Raw genomic sequence first — 18,893 nt, 5'->3', positions numbered from 1 at the left:
AGAGTGGAGAATAGGCAATTTGAACTCCTAACTTTTGATCGCAGGTATCTAAGCTCCATCACTCTTATTTCAAACGGGGTGCAGGCTTTTCCCAAATGCTTCCTATGAGTTCGCTAGTCAGCGCGCTCTAAAAACTGCTTGCCACAGTCCTTGCATAGATAGCGTTGCCTGTTGTAGCGATGCCCGTTCTTCGACAAGCGGTCAGAGTGACAGTAATGACACTTCATTACTTTTGTTGCTTTTTCATCCATTGACTTTGGTTCTACATGGGGGGCTAGATAGGCGACTAGCAAAGCCTTGAGCTCTTCGTAGCGCGATCGCCGTTGATGTTCCTCTCCCCTCAACGCCTGCAGCAGTAGGGCGTTGTAGCACTGATGAACCGTTTCAGCGAGGCGCTCGCTCTTCTCGATGGGCAATGCTGGATTCCACTGTCGCAAGAAGCTCGCGTATTGCTCAATCAACTGACGATTAAACGTCTCGTCAAACAGCATAAATAGCTGAGGCGCCACAAAATACTGAATGTAGACCACCTGGGGAATCGGGTCTTGGAAATAGGCAACATGCGCTTCTACCAGGCGATCGACAAACTCCGCAAACGGTCGCTTCAGATCCGCAGACTGCAATAGTTCCTGGTTAAGGACCGTCACGTTTTCCATGTGACGGGCTTCTAAAGCGTGAAAAACGGCAAGTTTATCGGGAAAAAACTGGTAAAGCGAGCCGATCGCCGTTTTTGCCCTGGCAGCAATCATGTGAGTGGTTGCGGCTTCGTAGCCGACCTCTACAAACACCTCGGCTGCGGATCGCAAAATTTGCTCAACCCGCTTTTGGCTGCGCTGCTGCTTGGGCTGTCGTCTCAGGGGCATAGAAGGCGGCTGTGGTTTGACCATGGGTGACTAAAAGACGTCTTGACAAAGATGAATAATCCGTCGTATTTTCAAAATCGAATATGAAAGTTTCGTCATAATTTTACTATGTCATTCATCCTTCCGGGCGCACCGTGGCTGATCGCTCATCGATCCATGCTGGGCATTAATCGACCCTACAAACTCTCTTTGAATGGCCAGGACTACGTCCTCTGGCAGAATTCTCAAGGGGAGGTCTTTTCCCTCAATAATGTATGTCCTCACCTGCAGGCTCCGCTGTCGGAGGGCTGGGTTTGTCAGGAGCGAAATACCATTACCTGTCCGTTTCATGCGCTGGAGTTTGATGGACAGGGACGGCTGCATCAAGCCGGAAAAGTGGGAGCGCAGCCGCTCATCGCTCCGCTGAAACTCGTGATTCAGGGGGATTGTATCTGGACGTACGGCGGCATGGATGCCAAAACTCCGGTTTCTGACTTGATTGAACGAGTGAGTCAGGACATGACCTTTGTCGGCGTTGCTGGAGAAAAAAGCATCCGGGGTCCCTTTCTGCATAATCTGCTGATCAATTACGATTACAACCATCAGAACGGGACTCACAGAGAGCTATTTGGCATCAAAGCCAATCGCATTCCTGTCTTTGAAAAGGAGGGTTACTGGGCAAAGGTTGTGCAGGAAATCGATCGCAATGATCCGACCTTTGCAGATATTTGTCGCAACCCGGTGATTCTTTCCGCACCCAAGACTTACACGAGCACATTAGAGTATGCGTTTCCATCTCTGACGACCTTTAAAACTCGCTTTGCATTGGGCGAAATTTTGCAGGTACACGTGCTGTATCCGGAAACCGAGACCCATACAAAAGCCTTCGTTTTGGTTTTTGCCCAATTGAATTATCCCGTATTGAAACCGCTGCTAAAACGATCGATATTGAGTGCGGTGGCAACGGTTGTGGAACAGGATACGCGATCGATCGAAACGTCTTATCCGCGCCAGCCTGCGAAGATTCGCTTACCCAACGAGGAGATCATGGTTCATGCGGAAAAACTCTACCGGGAATGGTGAGGCTGGTGGGTGGCGGATGAACTTCCGATGGCAATCGGGGGAAGGGATACCGAAGACCTGGGTAGTCGCTGATAACCCAAATGACTATGAAAAAGATGGCACCCCCCGCCGCTAGAAGCTAGGCAACGCCCTGAGTGTCCTGGTGAATAGGTGATCTAATTCCTAACTTGATGGCTTTGAGAGAATGGAGAATAGGGGATTCGAACCCCTGACCTCTGCGGTGCGATCGCAGCACTCTACCAGCTGAGCTAATTCCCCTGGAACGAACTATAGGATAACGCTGGAGTCGAGCCAGCGTCAACGATATCAGCCTGATGCTGTCGATTGCGCCAGCTCCTCGGCCACAATGTGCACGAGCTTAGTGACGGCGCCGGACTGACCCCACACCTGGAGAAGCCGATCGCGCATGGTGGCTAGGGTTTCTGGGTGCGAAAGATAGTGCGCTGCTTTGGCCGCGACTTCTTCGGCTTTGAGCTCTCCCAGGAGTTCTGGCACGATCTCTTCGCTGGCCAGGATATTGGGCCAGGCGAGCAGGCGCGATCGCCGCAGAAACCAGCGATTGATCAAAACGGCAAAGAGGGTGCCGACTCCTGGCAGATTCGCCAACAGGCCCGGTAGCCCATCCCAAGAGCGCATAGCGTCGATCTGCTGGGTGGGCAGCAGCACCATCATTGGCACGCCGAGGGACCCGAGCTCTGCGGTATTGGCGCCGACGGTGGTCAGACAAAGACGACAATTGGCCAAGACATCGTAGGCGGGGGAGGTGGTCCACAGCTCGACTTCCAGGCCGTTTTCGGTTCTCAGTCGGGGGCGATCGCCGCTGCCCTCCGGCGGCAAGATGAGCTGGGCTGATGAGCCTGCAATGAGCTTCACGATAGGGTTTTGCTGAGGATCGGCGAAGCGGGCGAGCTCTGGCAGGCTGAGGGTCGGGGCGACCGGCAGCACGAAGCGAGTCTGAGGGCGATCGCGGTGGAGATGCTCGGCGATCGCCAGCACCAGCGGCACGCCCTGGGCCAGCTTCGCTGCCTTGGACCCCGGCAGCAGCCCGATCCACTCAGCCTCTGGAGAAAGGGGAGACTCGGACTGATCACGCAGGACGGCTGCGGCGTCACTCATTAGGTTGCCGATCACCTGATACTTGTGGCGATAAGCTTTGGGCGCGCGGGCGGCGATGTCTTCCCGAGCTACGCCGAAGCGATCGACCCAGCGAGGCCAGCGCGCATCCCACTCGCCGTAAATCACGATGCGGTAGCCCAGACGCTTGCCAATCACCACCGGAAAGAACTGGTCGCCGCCCAAAAACAGCACAACGCCGCGATCGCGCCAGTCCCAGCTCTCGGCGGTTTTGCCTGCCAGCAGAAAGGGAAAAAAGTGCTCGGCTCCCTGGACGCGATCGACTTCGGGAAAGCGACGGGCGATCGCGGCTTCTTGGCCACTGGCGTTGTTGCAGGGAGCGAGAATCACCGAAATGCGCAGGCGATCGCGATCGTCTCCCAGCTGTCGCCGCAGCTCTCGCACCACGGGCCGCACCCAGGTAGTCACTTCCCCTGGCCCATTCGACAAAATCAGCACGTCCATTGCTGCGCTTTTCTCCGCCACCATCTCGTCTCCTCTGGGCGATCGCTCGCTACTCCGCTCCCAGCTTCACTATGCAGCGCCTTGAGCTTGCAGACAATGCCCCAGAATTTCCTTGCGAAATTTGAACAAATCTCAACAAATGTGCTATTCTAGCCTGGTAAAGCGCAAGCAACGGGATGTAGCGCAGCTTGGTAGCGCACTTCGTTCGGGACGAAGGGGCCGCTGGTTCGAATCCAGTCATCCCGATTTTTCAAACCCTATCAAAGACACCTCACCAAATGGGTTTTAGTTCAGCGAGCTAAACTCTGAGGCCAACGCTTAGATATGTGTCTTTCAATCAAGTCTTAATGACAGATCAGTAGCGGCTTCGCTGAAGCTTTGCCTAGATATAGTACATATCACTTAGGCGCTGCCGAATATCTCGCTGGCTACAGAGATCCTGGAGGGTATGACGGCGCAGCACCTCCCGAGCTTCATGGTGGGCCTGCTGCCATATCTCTCGTACGATGGCGCGATCGCCTGGCTCTATGTCTTGTCTGCTCTTATTATGTCCATGATCTTCTAGTGCATCTAGGATCTCGATCAAAGCGAGCTGCCATGCTTCCCGCGCCAGTAGGTATCCCCCTTTATTGCCGCGCTGACTCTGAATCAGGCCTGCGTGACGCAGCGCCGCAAAGATTTGCTCTAGATAGCGATCGGGAATTCCTTGGCGAGCAGCAATTTGCTTGACTTGTACTGGTTCACCGCGATCGCTGCCTTTTGATAGCTCCATCAGCGCGATCAGCGCATATTCGACCTTTGAAGAGAGTTCCATGAGCATCGGGTTATATTGTTCGGCTCAATATATACCGGTTTTCCGCCCAGATTATGTGTGATTAACAACGATCGCCGAGAAGTTGGAGGATTGAACCCTACCTTTTAGTAGTGCCAGCTGTCACCGTCGGGATTTGCCTTGCCCATGATGCCCAGATGGAGCGATCGCAATTCTTCCAGTCCTGCCCGAATTTGCTCCACGCTACCCCGCAGCTCTAGATCAAAAATGCCAGGGCGGGATGAGGGGTCAAGCGCTGCGGCCAGAATATTAAACGTGAGGCCATGGCGCAGGGCAAGACGAGCGAGAATTGGCTCACCTCGATAGTCCGTAGGAATGTGCACTTGTACGCGGACTTGGGTGCGAGAAACGATTGGGAAAACCATGTGCAGTCTCCTGCGGAAGTCAAAGCGAACACAGGAAAAATTAGGGTTTAATTAAGGTCTAATTTAGAAGCTAAACTTCAAAACCCTAACTCAGGGGCTAGATTTCGTAGTGCCAGAAGGGGGTGCGATCGGGCCGTACGACGATCTGTCGCTGGTGTCGGTGGATGAAACCCTGGCGCTCGAGGGTGCTGAGTAGCTTCGTGACCGTGACGCGCGTGGAGCCGACTAGATCGGCCAGCTCTTGGTGGGTGATCCGGAGCGCGATGCGGCGGCCATGGTCGTGCTCGTTGCCGAAGCGCTGGGCTAGCCAGTTCAGCACTTGGATCAGCGTTGCTTGGACAGGGCCCGATCGCACCATGCTCAGCAGCTCCTCGGTTTGGCGGGCGTGGCGGAGCAGGGCGTCGGTCACCTGGGGCCAATCCTGCGGCTGGAGCGAGCGAGCGACCACCTCTGTTACGCATTCGGCCTGGAGCGGATCGGCGCTCGAAAGAGGAATTCCCAACACGTCTCCCGGCCCCCAAAGACCAAGGGTGACGACCTCGCCTGCTTCGGTCCAGGTGAGGGTGCGGACGACTCCGCTGTGAATCTGCCAGAGCTGATTGGGCAGGAGGGGCAGGTTAGAGCGGCGAGCAAAAGTGCGGACGGGGGGTGCGATCGCGCCTTGAGTGGTTGCGAGGGAAAGCAGCATGGCAAAATTCGCCCCTAGGGGAGCGCTGAGGAGAGAATTGTAAAATACGGTATCTTGATAGACTAACCGTGGTTTAACGAGAAATCAAGCAATTCCTGCGATCGCCCTCTTGTTCTTTTTGTAGGCTGAGAACCTATGACGTCCCCGCATGCGCCTGCTTCACTTCCTTTTGCTAAGCTGCCGCCCGCCGAGCAGCGCCAGCGTTTGCGAGATCTGGCGATCGTGTTTCTCAAGCTAGGGGCGATCGCCTTTGGCGGGCCGGCGGCCCACACTGCCCTCATCCAGGATGAGGTCGTCACTCGCCGAGGGTGGCTGACCAGCGAAGCGCTGCTGGATCTGATCGGCGTCACGAACCTGATCCCAGGCCCTAACTCCACTGAGCTAGCGATTCACATCGGCTATGAGCGCGGCGGCTGGCGGGGACTGGCGATCGCCGGGGTGTGCTTCATCCTGCCAGCGGCCCTGATCGTGTGGGTTTTGGCGATGGTGTATGTCCGCTACCAGAGCGTGCCTGCCCTGGGCTGGCTAATGTACGGCATCAAGCCGGTGATTATCGCGATCATCGTGCAGGCTCTGGGGAAACTGGGGCGAAAGGCGGCCAAGGACTGGCCGACGACTCTGGCGGGCGTGGCTGTGATGGTGGCGTTTTTTGTCCAGATCGATGAGATTTTGCTGCTGGTGCTGGCGGGGTTGGCGGTCATGGTGATCAAAAATCGCCGGTTGCCGGGGAGCTTTTCGGGGCTGCTCTGGCTGCCGCTGCCCTTGGCCCAAATGACGGCGAGCAGCGAAGCTCTGGCGATCGCCTGGCACCAGGTGTTTTGGTTTTTTCTGAAAATCGGCTCGGTGCTCTACGGGGGTGGCTACGTGCTGCTGGCCTTTTTGCAGCGGGATTTGGTGGAGCGCTCCCAGTGGCTGACCTCCCAGCAGCTGCTAGACGCGATCGCCATTGGCCAGGTGACGCCGGGGCCGCTTTTTACAACGGCGACTTTTGTGGGGTATGTGCTGGCGGGCCACCGCGGGGCGATCGCGGCGACGGTGGGCATTTTTCTGCCGGGATTCCTGCTGGTGGGCCTGGTCAATCCCTGGGTGCCCAAACTGCGGCGATCGCCCTGGGTGAGCAGTTTTCTAGATGGCGTCAATGCCGCTTCATTGGGCCTGATGGCGACGGTGACCTACACCCTGGGCCGAGCGGCGCTGGTGGATGGCCTAACGATCGCCCTGGCAATCCTCAGCACCGTGCTGGTCTTTCGCTTCAAAATCAACGCGGTCTGGCTGGTATTGGCCGGTGGGCTGATCGGGTTTCTGAGCCAAAGCTTCTAGGCAAAGGGCGATCGCCTACAAGTAAATCTCCGGTTGATGGCCGAGGATGAGGGTGAAAAGACTCTTTGAGGGCGACCAGCGATCGCCCAGATGCCTGAGCTGATCAGGCTTTGACGGTTTTAGGTAAAATTAAACTCCTAAAAACTCATCGGGTTACTGTACTTTTTGAAAAACTTCGGATATCGTGATTCCTCATACGTCGGTTAACTCCATTAACTTGATCGGTTTACCGTAGATTTGTGAGGCAGCTTCCGTGATTGATCTCCTGAAACCCAAACCCTTTCAGCGTTTCGTTACCTTTTTTGTGTTTGGCGCGGCCCTAAGCGGGGCGATCGCCGCCTGCTCCGGGCCAGCCACGCCCCCCGAAGCCTCCGCCAGCGGCAGCTCCTCAGCCGCCGCTCCCGAAAAAGTCCAGCTCACCCTGGTGTCCTACGCCGTCACCCAATCGGCCTACGAAAAAATCATTCCTAAGTTCGCGGCCAAGTGGAAAGCCGAGCGCGGCCAAGAGGTAGAGTTTAACCAAAGCTATGGCGGCTCCGGCTCCCAGACCCGCGCCGTGATCGACGGCCTCGAAGCCGACGTCGTCGCCCTAGCTCTGGCCCTCGACACCCAAAAAATCGAGAAAGCGGGCCTGATCGAGCCGGGCTGGGAAACAGAAGCTCCCAACGACTCCATTGTTCACTCGTCGGTCGCCGCCCTCGTCACCCGAGAAGGCAACCCCAAAAACATCAAAGACTGGTCGGATCTATCGCGCGATGACGTCAGCGTGATCACCGCCAACCCCAAGACCTCCGGCGGCGCCCGCTGGAACTTCCTGGCGCTCTGGGGCGCGATCACCCAAAACGGCGGCAACGAAACGGCAGCCCTCGACTACGCAACCCGCGTGATCCAAAACGTCCCCATCTTGCCGAAGGATGCTCGGGAATCCACCGATGTTTTCTTCAAGCAAGGTCAGGGTGATGTCTTGATTAACTACGAAAACGAAGTCATTTTGGCCAATCAAAAGGGCGAAAACCTGCCCTACGTGGTCCCTGGCGTCAATATCTCCATTGATAACCCCGTGGCTGTCGTGGATAAGAATGTCGATAAGAACGGCACGCGGGAAGTTGCCGAAGCCTTTGTGCAGTTCCTGTTTACCCCAGAGGCCCAGCGGGAGTTTGCGGCGGTAGGCTTCCGGCCCGTGGACGCCTCGGTGCAGCAAGAAGTCGCCAATAAGTTCCCCAAAATCGCCAAGCTCTACACGGTGCAGGATCTGGGGGGCTGGGACAAGGTACAGCAGCAGTTCTTTGATGATGGGGCGCTGTTTGACCAGATTCAGGCCAAGCAATAAGCCTGCGATCGCCCTTTTTCTTCCCTGTTGCGCATCGCCCCTCGACTCTGAACCAGAGAAATAACGCCCATGACCCACGCTTCAACCGCGAGCGCGTCGCCGCCCAGCGCGATCGCGCGGAAATTCTCGCTCTCCTGGCCCTGGCAGGTGACCGGCTTCTACCTGACGGTGATGCTGCTGGTGCCCCTGACCGCCATGCTGATCAAGGCCAGCACCCTCCCCCCTGCCCAGATCTGGCGCATCGCTACAGATCCGATCGCCCTATCTGCCTACGAAGTCACCTTTGTTACCGCCCTAGTCACCGCCTTGATCAATGGCGTGGCCGGAGTCGCGGTGGCCTGGGTGCTGGTGCGCTATGACTTTCCTCTGCGCCGCATTTTGGATGCTGCGATTGACCTGCCCTTTGCCTTGCCGACGGCGGTGGCGGGCCTGACCCTGGCCACGGTCTACAGCGACAATGGCTGGATCGGCTCCCTGCTTGCGCCCCTCGGGATCAAGGTGGCATTTAGTCGCTTGGGGGTGGGCGTCGCGATGATCTTTATCTCGCTGCCCTTTGTGGTGCGGACGGTGCAGCCCGTGCTCCAGGAACTGGAGGCCGAAATTGAAGAGGCGGCCTGGTGCCTGGGAGCGTCTCGGGGTCAGACCTTTTGGCGCGTGATCTTGCCGCCGCTGATGCCCGCCATTTTGACCGGGGTGGCCCTCGGTTTCTCCCGCGCCGTCGGGGAATACGGCTCCATCGTGATCGTTGCGGCCAACCTTCCCTTCAAAGATTTGATTGCGCCGGTGCTGATTTTCCAGCGGCTTGAGCAGTATGACTACGCGGGGGCGACGGTGATTGGCTCGGTGATGCTCCTAGTGTCGCTGGTGGTGCTGGTGGGAATTAATTTGCTGCAAGCTTGGGGACGACGCTATGACGCCTAGAGAATTTCGGCGCGGCTCGCTGACTCAGCCGCCAGAGACCGCGACCTGGATCAAGCCCGCTCTGATCATCGGAGTGGTGCTGTACTTGGGACTTGTGCTCTTTGTACCAGCGCTCAATGTGTTTGTGGAGGCGTTTCGTGGCGGGGTTGGGCCGTTTCTGGAGACGCTGCGCCACCGCAACTTCGCGATCGCCGTTCAGCTGACGGTCTTGATGGCGGCGATCGCCGTCCCCCTAAACGCCGTCTTTGGGCTGTGCGCGGCCTGGGCCTTGGCCCGCCACCGCTTTCCCGGCCGTGCCCTGCTGATCAGCGTGATCGACCTGCCTTTCTCGGTGTCTCCGGTGGTGGCGGGCCTGATGCTGGTGCTGCTCTACGGCCGCAACGGCTGGTTTGGCCCATTCCTCGACGAGGCAGGCGTGCGCATTATCTTTGCGCTGCCGGGGATGGTGCTGGCGACGTCCTTTGTCAGCTTGCCTTTCGTGGCGCGGGAGGTGCTGCCCGTCCTCGAAGAGATCGGCCACGACCAAGAGGAAGCTGCCAAAACCCTAGGAGCCAGCGACTGGCAGACCTTTTGGCGCGTGACGCTACCCTCGATCCGCTGGAGTCTCCTCTACGGGCTGATTTTGACCAATGCCCGCGCCATGGGGGAGTTTGGGGCGGTGGCGGTGGTATCGGGCAGCATCTCCGGCAAAACCCAAACGCTGCCACTGTATGTGGAGGAAGCCTACAAACAATACCAAACCCAGTCTGCCTACGCGGCGGCGGTGCTGCTGGCGCTGCTGGCGGTGGTAACGCTGGTCCTCAAGGAAATCCTCGAACGCAAAACTCGGATCAATGATGTCGAATAAGCCTAATGGAGGCCCCTATGTCTTTTTCCGCAGAAACCCATCGCCACGGTCATACCCGCATTCGGCTGCGCATTCCCAAGCAGTATCAGCAGGAGCCCATTATTTCCAATCTGATTACCCAGCACGGTTTGACGGTGAATATTGCGGCGGCGCTGCTCAGCTCCAATGCGCGAGATGACGGATGGTTTGATCTAGAACTGAACGGCACGGTTGATCAAATTCAGGGTGGATTGCTCTATTTAAATGATCTAGATCTAGAGATCTGGCGAGAGTCGGCGGGAGCAGAGGAGACTTGGTGATGCTCGGGCGTGCTGTCAGATCGCGTTGAAGATCCTGCAGCACGCCTCGGAGTGATACTCGATACTCTGCCTTCTATGCTGGATCTACACTGCGCCGTGGCTGCGCGCCGGGCCAAGGGCACATTCGATATGATATGCCTCTAGACTCCAGCTCAAAGTCTAAATCTCGACTACAGGCTGCTAGTTAAGATTATTCTCTCAGTAGCGCCTGAAATCGCTCATCTTCTCGGATGGCATCAAAGTCACTATCGGTTCTTGCCATCTCTTTATATTTAGTGTCGAGGGCGATCGCTTTTTGTAGAGAGGCGATCGCCAAATCAGCCTGAGCTTGCAATCCATGGCAGCCAGCCTTTAAAAACCAAATTGGGTGAAAGTCTGGATCTAATTCAAGAGATCTCTCGTAACTACTAATTGCATCGTCATAATGACCTAGATTGTCAAATGAAATTCCCCGGCCGATCCAGGCCATGTGGAAATCTGATTTAATTTTCAAAGCACTATCAAGGCTAAAAATCGCATCCTCATAATATCCTAATGTATCAAGAGAAATTCCTCGAATAGTCCAGGCTAGATAGTCATTTGAATTCAGGCGTAATGTATCGTCAAAACTAATAACTGCATCTTCATAGCGGTCTAGTCTGTAAAGCGAAAACCCTCGATTGAACCAAGCTGCGCTATCATTCGGGTCCAGTTTTATGGCTTTATCAAAGCTGATAAGTGCATCTTCATATCGGCCTAAATGGCTAAGGGCAACTCCTTGATTGAAGCAAGCTGCGCTATCATGAGAGTCTAGCTTTATAGCTTTACCAAAGCTAACAAGTGCATCTTCATACTGACCTAAATAGCTAAAAGCAACTCCTCGATTGATCCAAGCTAAATAAGAGTTTGGATTCAAATGCAAAACTTTATTTAGACTAGTAATTACGCTCTTATAATCTCCTTCTAGCATAAAGAGATGACTGAGATCAAATGCAATATCGACCTGGTAATCTAGTGTAGGAAGTAATGATATGCTTTGAGTTGTTGGGGCTCTATCTGATAAATCTTCTAGGGCTTGCAAAGAGGTTTTGAGTTCCAAGGTTTTAGCAACTCGTTCTTGAAAACTCAGCTTAAAGTATTGTTCAAAATCATGCTCATCAACTAAAAATTTAGCTTCTTTCAGGACGTCTTGGGGATCGCGGGGAAAGCGAAAAAGGCCCGATCGCCAGTCCAGAAAATCCGCAGCGCGCTGGATGAAATAGTCCACCACAAAAGGCGGCACTAAGAAAACAAAGCGCGCTGGAAACTCATCGCGTAGACGTTCGCGCTGCTGGTTCAGGTGGTTCAAAATTTGGGGAACCCCTTTCCAGCTGTAGTTATAAATTTCGCTGCTGCTCCAGCCGCTAAAGCGCTTTGTATCTTCGTAGGCGTAGAGAGAATGTTGCAGCCCCTCCACGATCAGCACATCAAAGGGCTGGGCTTTCCACAGAGCAGTCAACCGATCATAGAGGGTCAAAACCTCACCCTCGAGGTGCATCTCCTCGATCCGCTGCTGGGCTAAGTCTCGACGCAGATTCGCAACGATTTTTTTGCCTTGGGCTGGGGTGCACTGCACAAAAAACAGGCCAAAACCCTGCTTGCGACGCAGTGCCCGCAGCAGTGCTCGATAGACCTCCTCCTCAGTCTCCGGAGGCAGCTCATCATCCCAGTCAAAGGAATCTGTCGTCATGCTTTTAGTTTAGCGAGTTCCTCCGCGAACCTGGGTAGCTTGTATATCAGCGGATGGGCGTCATACCACGTTAGGATTTCGCCCTCCTCGTCCAGACAGCGATACTCCAGAATGCAGCGCCGCTGGAGCAGGCCGCGATGCTCATTGTCATTGGGGATTTTGTGGCTGAGGGCAACTTGGGCGAGGCGCTCCCACTCCGACTCCTCCACAGCCCGCTGATAGACTTGGCGCAATTCCGCGATCGCCCGTTGCACCGCCTTTGCCGTGATAGGCAGCTCATCGATCCGGTTGACCGCCTCCTGCATCATCTGCATCAGCTCCCGGATGTGGCCGCCGCAGGCCAGACAAAGCCGCTCCAGCGTTTCTGCACTGTCGAAAACCTCCGTTTCCAGGTCGAGATCGGCGGCGTGGGGCTGCACCCGCACCTGAATCGCCTCTCGCAGCTTGCCCAAGCCCACTGAGTGCGGGCCGCCCGTGAGATGCTGGACCATCACCATCGGGAGAACCAGGGTTTTGCCGTAGATAGTTTGTACGTCGTTGGCCCAGCGGGAGTAGACCAGAGCAATGGGGACCGTGTAGACCATGTGGCAGTCCAGGCCCCGGAGCTGCTCGCTGCGATCGAGAAAGATCTCTTCATGATTGCTGCGGCCATTGTCCCGAAAATCAATGGGGATTCGGTCGAGGTTATCGACGATCATGGCTAGCTTTGTCTTGCCGTTGGGGAGATGCTGGCGCGCATCGGCAATAAATTCATTCAGGGCCGCTAACAGAGTCGTGGTGTGGGGATTCACCTTTTCGCGGATCTTGCTGCGCTGGGAGGGCTCGGCGCGAATGCTGGCGGTGAGCTTGGTGAAGACCGAGAGCGCCTGATCGAGGCTGATTTTTTCGACCGATAGCTCCATCTGGGCCAGATCTTTGAGCTCTTGCCAGCGGTCTTGGAGCCAGCGCCGGATGGGGCCAGCATCACCGAGGGTGTGCATCTCCTTGAGAAATCGGCGGGTGCAGGCCAGCAAAATATCGATATATTCGACATTCTGGGGATCAATATCTTCTTCGTCTGCCTCGAAATACACCACAAAGAACCCGTGCTCTTCGAGGCTTTTTTGCAGGCGTCGCAGCTCGGTAGACTTGCCGCTGCCTCGGTGACCGGTGTAGAGCTGGTAGGTCATCTGGTCTGAGTTGCGGATGCGCTTCCCGAGGTCGCTGACAATGTCTTCGTCGCCCCGCACCTCGCGGCAGTCGATGTACTGGGGGTCGCCAGCGGGCAGGGGACGAGATGGATCGAAGGAGTTGTAGATCCGGGTTAGGCGATCGCTCACTAGAGATATTCCTCACGCTGAAGTCTATTCTAGGGCCGCTGCTGGGCTAGAGGCAGACCTCGGCGGCGCGGTGCCGTCTGACACCGTGAAAACCCGTATTCTTACGATTAATTACTGGTTTATACGCAAAGAAGCTGTCAACTTCTTTGAAAAATCTTGGCAGGATTTGCAGAAGACGTAGGAATACGGATTTTTTCTTCGAACTCCGGACAATTTCTGTCGTCTTCGTAAGGGTAGCTAGCAACCTCAATGTTCAGCACCCAGCACCCGATGAACTCCTATCCTTCCACCCACTTCGTCTTTGTTGATGCGGCCCTTGACGCTCCTCAGCATTTGGTCGAGGGACTCTTGCCCAAGGGCCATGTGACATTTTTGACGCCCGATCGCGATGGTGTTGAGCAGATTGCGGAGGTCCTCGACCAGGCGGAGCGGGTCGAGGCTGTGCATATCTTTTCCCACGGAGCACCGGGGCGGCTGTTCTTGGGGACGTCGGTCCTGAGCCTGGAGAATGAAGCGTTCTGGGGCGATCGCCTGCGGCGGAGCTTCGAGCGGGCGACGGCCTCAGCGGTCCTGGTGCTGTACGGCTGCAACGTGGCGGCGACGGCCCTCGGTTCGGCCTTTGTGCAGGAGTTGCGATCGCGCCTCGGCGTGCAGGTCTTTGCGTCTACGAGCCCGACGGGCAGCGCAGCGCGCGGCGGCAACTGGGACCTCGAAGATCGTCTCTCGGGGGCGATCGCCCCTCAGATTCTCCGGCCCGAAGCGATGGCCAGCTATCCGGGTCTGATGGCGGTGCTGACGGTGACCAGCACCGCAGACAGCGGTCCGGGCTCTCTGCGAGACACCCTGGCGATCGCCCAGTCCGGCGACACCATCCAGTTTGCTCCGGCCCTGGCCAACCAGACCATCACCCTGACCAGCGGCCAGCTCACGATTAATAAAACCCTCACCCTAGACGGCGCTGGCGCTCCGGGCCTGACCATCAGCGGCAACAACGCCAGCCGCGTCTTCCAGATCACGGGCGGCACCACCGCCACCCTGCGCAACCTGATCGTGGCCAATGGCCGAGTCAGCGGCGCTGATGAAGCGACGGGTGCGGGCGGCGGCATCTGGACCGGCGAAAACGCTGTGCTCACCCTCGAAAACACCCAGGTCAACAACAGCTCGGCGGGCTTTGGCGGCGGTGTGTACATCAGCTTCCGCACCCAGGCGACCATCATCAACAGCCAGTTCACCGGCAACGATGGCTCCTTGGCGAACCTGGAGCGGGGCGGCGGGGCGATCGCCACCGACAGCCAGTGCATTCTCACCGTCCAGGGCAGCACCTTCACCCGCAACCGCGGCATCAACGGCGGCGCCATCAACTCCGTCAGTAGCCAGCTGCTGATCGAGGGCTCCACGTTTCTGGCCAATGACACCACCCCCGGTGCCGCAGGGGCCGCCACCAGCGGCTACGGCGGCGCCGTCTTCACCGACGGGGCTAACGTAGCAGCGCCCGTGGGCTCCATTGGCCGCACCATCACCATTCGCACCAGCCGCTTCGAGGACAACATCGGCGCGGGCCAGGGCGGCGGCCTGTTTCTCTACGCCTACCTGCCCGATCGCATCACCGTCGAAGACAGCGTCATCGTGGGCAACACCGTCGTGCGCAACGCCAGCGGGGACGCCCTAGGCGGCGGCCTGCGCCACGGCAACAGCGAACTCATCCTGCGCAACACGGTCTTTTCCCAAAACTTGGCCCTCCAGCAAGGCGGCGGTCTGTGGCTCGGCGAAGCCTCCCCCGTCACCATCAGCGGCAGCACCTTTTCTGAAAATCGGGCGGACGACTCGGCGGGTGGCGGCCTCGGAGGCGGCATCTTCGTGGCGACCAGCACTTATCCGGTCAACATCAGCGACACCGACGTCATCTACAACCAAGCAGGAGCCTACGGGGGCGGCTTCGCGGCGGGCTCCCAGGCGATCACCCTGGCAGGGTCCGTCGTGGCCTACAACACGGCGAATAATCCCTACAACGTCCAGCAGCAAACCACGCGCCAACTGCTGGAGGGCGGCGGCAATATCCAGTTCCCCGGACCGCTGACCAACGATCCCAATGACGTGGCCCGCATCACCGCCAGCGCTGAAATTCGCGATCCGGGCCTGCTGCCCTACCAGGATCTGGGGAGCTTGCCGGGGCCTTCGCCGCTGCCGACTCCCTTGCCGACCCCTGGGGCGACGCCCTTGGTGAGTGGCTTTTTCAACTATGTTCAGCACACCCAGTTTTTCAACCTGGGCGGGGCGAATGTTAACTTCGAGCAGTCCTTCTTCCAGACGCAGTACCTGGGGGTGACCCAGACGACGGAAACCACTGCTCCGGTGAGCTTCCGAGATTTGGTGCTGTTTGGCACTAATTTTGGTGCGCCCCAGGTCACCCAAACGACCACGACGACCACCACCACGACGGTGCTGCCCAACCCGGCGACGCCGCTGCCTTTGCTGAAGCTGTTTGACGAAACGTTTTATTTGTCCGGCAATCCAGACGTGGCGGCCGCGGTGGGGGCCGGGACGTTTCGCAGTGGCTATGAGCATTTTGTGCTGTTTGGGCAGCGGGAGGGCCGCGATCCGAGCGTTCTCTATGATGAGGACTACTACCTGAGCCAAAACCCGGATATCGCAGCGGGGGTGGCCAGCGGCGCGATCGAGAGCGGCTTCCAGCACTATCTCTACTTCGGCCAGACAGAAGGCCGCGATCCCAGCGCGGTGTTTGATGAGCAGACCTATCTCGCGGCCAACCCAGACGTGGCGGATGCGGTGACGGGAGGCGTGTTTGTCAGCGGCTTCCAGCACTATCTCCAGTTCGGCCAGGCAGAAGGGCGCGGTCCCCAGGTGATGCTCTTTGACGAGGCGTACTACCTGGGCGCTTACCGAGATGTGGCGGTGGCAATCTTGGGTGGCGTGTTCGAGAACGCCCTCGAGCACTACGTGGAGTTTGGTCAGTACGAGGGCCGCAATCCCAGCGCGGGCTTTAGTGAGGCGGATTATCTCCAGCGCTATGGGGATGTGGCGGCGGCGGTGGACGGCGGCGCGTTTGCCAGCGGCTTCCAGCACTATCTTCAGTTTGGTCGCGTGGAGGGCCGAGTCACGATCGCCTCTGCCTAGCGCGCCTGGGCAGCGTCTCTGGAGGGTTTGGGCGACGGCTGCGCACAGCGGCTGAAGGAGAACAAACCAAAAAAGCGGTTCAGCGTGCGGTCGCTGGGCCGCTTTTGCTAGGAGCGCAGGGATCGATCGCCTGGACTCTTTGTGCAAGATGACCGGATCGATCCCTGGGTGCGGACTCGTTAGCCGGGAGTCACTTGCACAATCAGAGCGCGTTTATCAAGAGATTGCACCTTGCCGGCGGGACCGAGGTCGGCCACCACCCGGTCGAGCAGCTCGGCTGCGCGATCGCGGTGCTGGTGCTCGCGGCCTCGCAGACGAATCTGGAATTTCACAGAGTCGCCTTTGCCCAACCACTCCACAGCCCGGTTGATGCGAAGGCTATAGTCAGATTCACCGACGTTGGGTCGCAGCTTCACTTCTTTGACAGTGGGCTGCGAGGTTTGGCGCTGACGTTTCTTTTGTTGATATTGATGTTTGCCGTAGTCCAGGATCTTTACAACGGGCACTTCTTTGCCGTCTGAGACGACGACCAAATCAAGTCCCACTTCCTCGGCAAGCTGAAGCGCGTCGCGGGTATCGGTCAGGCCACGATTGTTGTTTTCGTGATCGATCAAAAGAACCTGAGGAGATTTGATTTGTCGATTAATCAGTTGTTTCTTAGCGATAATCTTGTCCTCTTGTTGAATTCGATAGGGTTTGTGGATGGGTCCTGGGCTGCAAGGGGCGATCGCCGCTTTGGGGGCAATCCCGGGACTGAGTGTAACTCCATATCTCCTAGGGTAGCGTAGTGCCTGCCAACTCGCACCTGCTTCGCTTTGAGATGTGTTAAGGACGCTGGTCGCGGGGGCGATCGCTCTTCAGTCTTCACTCTAAAGCTCAAGAGCGAGACTGTAATGCCAAAATGCGATCGCCTTCTCGCAGGCCCGACAGGTAGGCTCCGTGCACGGTGGCAGCAAAATCGCCGGATGTGGCCTCTCCGGCGAAGAAAAGGCGATCGCCCACGGGCGCTGCTAGCGTGTCGTAGTCCGCTGGCGCTGCACCAGCGGCAATGAAGGAATAGGCGCCCAAGCTCCAGGGGTCCTGGGTCCAGCGGGCAATCTGCCAACCGACGGGATCGGGAACGCTGGGACCAAAAATTTGGCGCAGCGTTTGCATCACCTGGGTGAGAATTTCCCCGTCGGGCAAAAGCTCTATCTCCCGGGCCGCCGATCCAGCATTAAACGCCAGCAGAATGGGGGCGTGGTGGGTAAAGCTATAAAACTCACTCCAAACCCCTTTGCGCGCAGAGACATACCCCAAAAGCTCTGCTTTTTTGGGCCAGAAACGCTGAGGAAAGCGCAGGGCAACGGCGTTGAGGGTGCCCATGCCGAGCTTGGCGATCGCCTGCTGCTTCTCCGGCGGCAGGGGCGGCGAGAAGGCCACCGATCCGCGCTTGAGAACGCCGAGAGGCAGCGTCACCACCGCGCGATCGCCCGCAAACTCTCCCTGATCGGTGATCGCTCTAATGCCCTGAGACTCGCCTTTGATTTCCCGTACCGGATGAGAGAGATGGATCTCTAACCCGGCTGAGAGGCGATCGCAGAGAGCGTCATATCCCTGGAGAAAAAAGCGATCGCTGCCGCGAAATTCCCGCCCGCTGTCCCAGTACCAGGGAGAGAGCTCGGTGATATCTGCGCCGTATTCCTGCTCGATTTCGGAGTGGATGAGATAGTTGATCTGCTTCTGCTCCTGGGGGGTGAGATGCCAGCTTTGGAGAATTGGGGTGAGACCCTCACTCAGCGTGGCGATCGCGGGCGATCGCTCGTACTGGCGCGCTTCCCAGAGCTCGAGAAGATCTTCAAACCTCGCTTCTAGGGCGTCATGATCGCGATCGCTGATCAGCGTGCCGTCGGTGTTGTAGAGCCAGTGCTGCTCCTCGTCTATTTTTTGCGTGGCAAGATGCCACTGCTTGGCCAGCGCTGTTAGGGGATTGTCTTTGGCGCCGTGGATCCAGACAGCCCCTAGCTCTACCGGTGCCCCTGGCCAATACCGGCTCGTGAAAATGCGTCCTCCCACGCGATCGCGCGCCTCTAAAACAATGACCGATTGCCCTTGATCTTGGAGATGGCGGGCTGCGGCCAAACCGGCGATGCCTGCCCCGACTACGATGATGGTTTCACGCATTTTCTTGGAGAGATATTCTGGTTTTTTGATTTCTAAGTCAAATCATTAAAATGCTGAATGATATCTTGTTTGACACTGTCCGTGGATGTTATCTGTATTTTTAATATATTAAGAGAGAGTCCATAAAGAGACTTATTTCGAGTCCGATCTCCTTGCAGTATCTATGATGATATTAAGAAGATTAAGGAGAGTCAATCTCGAAGCTTCTAAGAGATCGAAAAATGACTTTGTTTATATTAAGAGTTCACTGAATGGATTCTGATCTTTGAAGAAGTTATCTGATCAGAACAGAAAATATGAGCTGTAATTATATTGTATCTTCTTATGAAAACGAGTCTAAGAGGCGATGAAACCGTAATGCTGCTTTGAGAGATGTTTTTGATTTTTGAACTATTCCTTTGAATTGTTTTGTGGATGGCTGGTAAGTCAACGTCATTCTTGCAAAACATGACTAATGCTAAAC

16 protein-coding genes and 2 tRNA genes are annotated in these 18,893 nt (G+C 56.8%); 8 read left to right on the top strand and 10 right to left on the bottom strand.

Features of this window, described 5'->3' with window-relative positions; genetic code table 11:
• Window positions 1–113: 113 nt before the first annotated feature.
• On the bottom strand, window positions 114–887 hold the full coding sequence (locus GEI7407_RS10410; protein ID WP_041268388.1) for a TetR/AcrR family transcriptional regulator: 774 nt from the start codon (window positions 885–887) through the stop codon (window positions 114–116).
• Between the two features lie 84 nt (window positions 888–971).
• Here GEI7407_RS10410 and GEI7407_RS10405 point away from each other — a divergent pair, with 84 nt between their 5' ends.
• Window positions 972–1,925 (top strand): Rieske 2Fe-2S domain-containing protein, encoded by a 954-nt coding sequence (locus tag GEI7407_RS10405; RefSeq protein WP_015172114.1) that lies wholly within the window; start codon window positions 972–974, stop codon window positions 1,923–1,925.
• 185 nt (window positions 1,926–2,110) lie between these two features.
• Here GEI7407_RS10405 and GEI7407_RS10400 read toward each other — a convergent pair.
• Both GEI7407_RS10400 and GEI7407_RS10395 read right to left on the bottom strand, forming a co-directional pair.
• Window positions 2,111–2,183, bottom strand: a tRNA-Ala gene (locus tag GEI7407_RS10400).
• Between the two features lie 48 nt (window positions 2,184–2,231).
• Complete coding sequence (locus tag GEI7407_RS10395) at window positions 2,232–3,527, bottom strand: lipid-A-disaccharide synthase (protein WP_015172112.1); 1,296 nt, start codon at window positions 3,525–3,527, stop codon at window positions 2,232–2,234.
• Between the two features lie 148 nt (window positions 3,528–3,675).
• On the opposite strand from GEI7407_RS10395, the gene GEI7407_RS10390 reads away from it, so the two are divergent.
• Window positions 3,676–3,749: transfer RNA gene (locus tag GEI7407_RS10390), tRNA-Pro, on the top strand.
• A 136-nt stretch (window positions 3,750–3,885) separates the two neighbouring features.
• Here the strand turns inward: GEI7407_RS10390 and GEI7407_RS10385 are convergent.
• The 3 genes from GEI7407_RS10385 to GEI7407_RS10375 all read right to left on the bottom strand — a co-directional run bounded on the left by GEI7407_RS10385 (window position 3,886) and on the right by GEI7407_RS10375 (window position 5,388).
• Complete coding sequence (locus GEI7407_RS10385; RefSeq protein WP_041268925.1) at window positions 3,886–4,317, bottom strand: Rrf2 family transcriptional regulator; 432 nt, start codon at window positions 4,315–4,317, stop codon at window positions 3,886–3,888.
• 104 nt (window positions 4,318–4,421) lie between these two features.
• A complete protein-coding gene (locus GEI7407_RS10380) occupies window positions 4,422–4,700 on the bottom strand; it encodes an NIL domain-containing protein (RefSeq protein WP_015172110.1) in 279 nt (92 codons plus the stop codon).
• Between the two features lie 97 nt (window positions 4,701–4,797).
• Window positions 4,798–5,388, bottom strand: a complete 591-nt coding sequence (locus GEI7407_RS10375) for a Crp/Fnr family transcriptional regulator (protein WP_015172109.1) — start codon at window positions 5,386–5,388, stop codon at window positions 4,798–4,800.
• 135 nt (window positions 5,389–5,523) lie between these two features.
• On the opposite strand from GEI7407_RS10375, the gene chrA reads away from it, so the two are divergent.
• From chrA to GEI7407_RS10350, 5 genes are all read left to right on the top strand, one after another.
• Complete coding sequence (gene chrA, locus GEI7407_RS10370; protein ID WP_015172108.1) at window positions 5,524–6,708, top strand: chromate efflux transporter; 1,185 nt, start codon at window positions 5,524–5,526, stop codon at window positions 6,706–6,708.
• Between the two features lie 253 nt (window positions 6,709–6,961).
• Window positions 6,962–8,038: a sulfate ABC transporter substrate-binding protein gene (locus GEI7407_RS10365; RefSeq protein ID WP_015172107.1), complete on the top strand. Its 1,077-nt coding sequence runs from the start codon at window positions 6,962–6,964 to the stop codon at window positions 8,036–8,038.
• 69 nt (window positions 8,039–8,107) lie between these two features.
• Complete coding sequence (gene cysT, locus GEI7407_RS10360; RefSeq protein WP_015172106.1) at window positions 8,108–8,959, top strand: sulfate ABC transporter permease subunit CysT; 852 nt, start codon at window positions 8,108–8,110, stop codon at window positions 8,957–8,959.
• Window positions 8,949–9,806, top strand: a complete 858-nt coding sequence (cysW, locus tag GEI7407_RS10355) for a sulfate ABC transporter permease subunit CysW (RefSeq protein ID WP_015172105.1) — start codon at window positions 8,949–8,951, stop codon at window positions 9,804–9,806. The genes cysT and cysW overlap by 11 nt, the downstream gene beginning before the upstream one ends.
• 17 nt (window positions 9,807–9,823) lie before the next feature.
• Window positions 9,824–10,105, top strand: coding sequence for an NIL domain-containing protein (locus GEI7407_RS10350; RefSeq protein WP_015172104.1), 282 nt, complete (start codon window positions 9,824–9,826; stop codon window positions 10,103–10,105).
• 190 nt (window positions 10,106–10,295) lie between these two features.
• Here GEI7407_RS10350 and GEI7407_RS10345 read toward each other — a convergent pair whose 3' ends face one another.
• Window positions 10,296–11,813, bottom strand: a complete 1,518-nt coding sequence (locus tag GEI7407_RS10345) for a tetratricopeptide repeat protein (RefSeq protein WP_015172103.1) — start codon at window positions 11,811–11,813, stop codon at window positions 10,296–10,298.
• Entirely contained in the window at window positions 11,810–13,132 is a 1,323-nt protein-coding gene (locus tag GEI7407_RS10340; RefSeq protein ID WP_015172102.1) for an ATP-binding protein, read from the bottom strand. Before GEI7407_RS10340 ends, GEI7407_RS10345 begins: the two co-directional genes overlap by 4 nt.
• A gap of 270 nt (window positions 13,133–13,402) precedes the next feature.
• Here GEI7407_RS10340 and GEI7407_RS10335 point away from each other — a divergent pair, with 270 nt between their 5' ends.
• The gene (locus tag GEI7407_RS10335) at window positions 13,403–16,267 is read left to right on the top strand and encodes a DUF4347 domain-containing protein (RefSeq protein WP_190274126.1); all 2,865 of its coding nucleotides are present in this window, start codon (window positions 13,403–13,405) and stop codon (window positions 16,265–16,267) included.
• A gap of 179 nt (window positions 16,268–16,446) precedes the next feature.
• Here GEI7407_RS10335 and infC read toward each other — a convergent pair whose 3' ends face one another.
• Together infC and GEI7407_RS10325 are read right to left on the bottom strand one after the other, a co-directional pair.
• Window positions 16,447–16,914 (bottom strand): translation initiation factor IF-3, encoded by a 468-nt coding sequence (gene infC / locus GEI7407_RS10330; protein ID WP_223294541.1) that lies wholly within the window; start codon window positions 16,912–16,914, stop codon window positions 16,447–16,449.
• Between the two features lie 229 nt (window positions 16,915–17,143).
• Entirely contained in the window at window positions 17,144–18,430 is a 1,287-nt protein-coding gene (locus tag GEI7407_RS10325; protein WP_015172099.1) for an FAD-dependent oxidoreductase, read from the bottom strand.
• Between the last annotated feature and the right edge of the window lie 463 nt (window positions 18,431–18,893).

This window comes from Geitlerinema sp. PCC 7407, from assembly GCF_000317045.1.
Taxonomy (GTDB): Bacteria; Cyanobacteriota; Cyanobacteriia; order PCC-7407; family PCC-7407; genus PCC-7407.
Note: the sequence above shows the minus strand (reverse complement) of the source record. Positions and strands in the feature narration are given on the sequence as shown.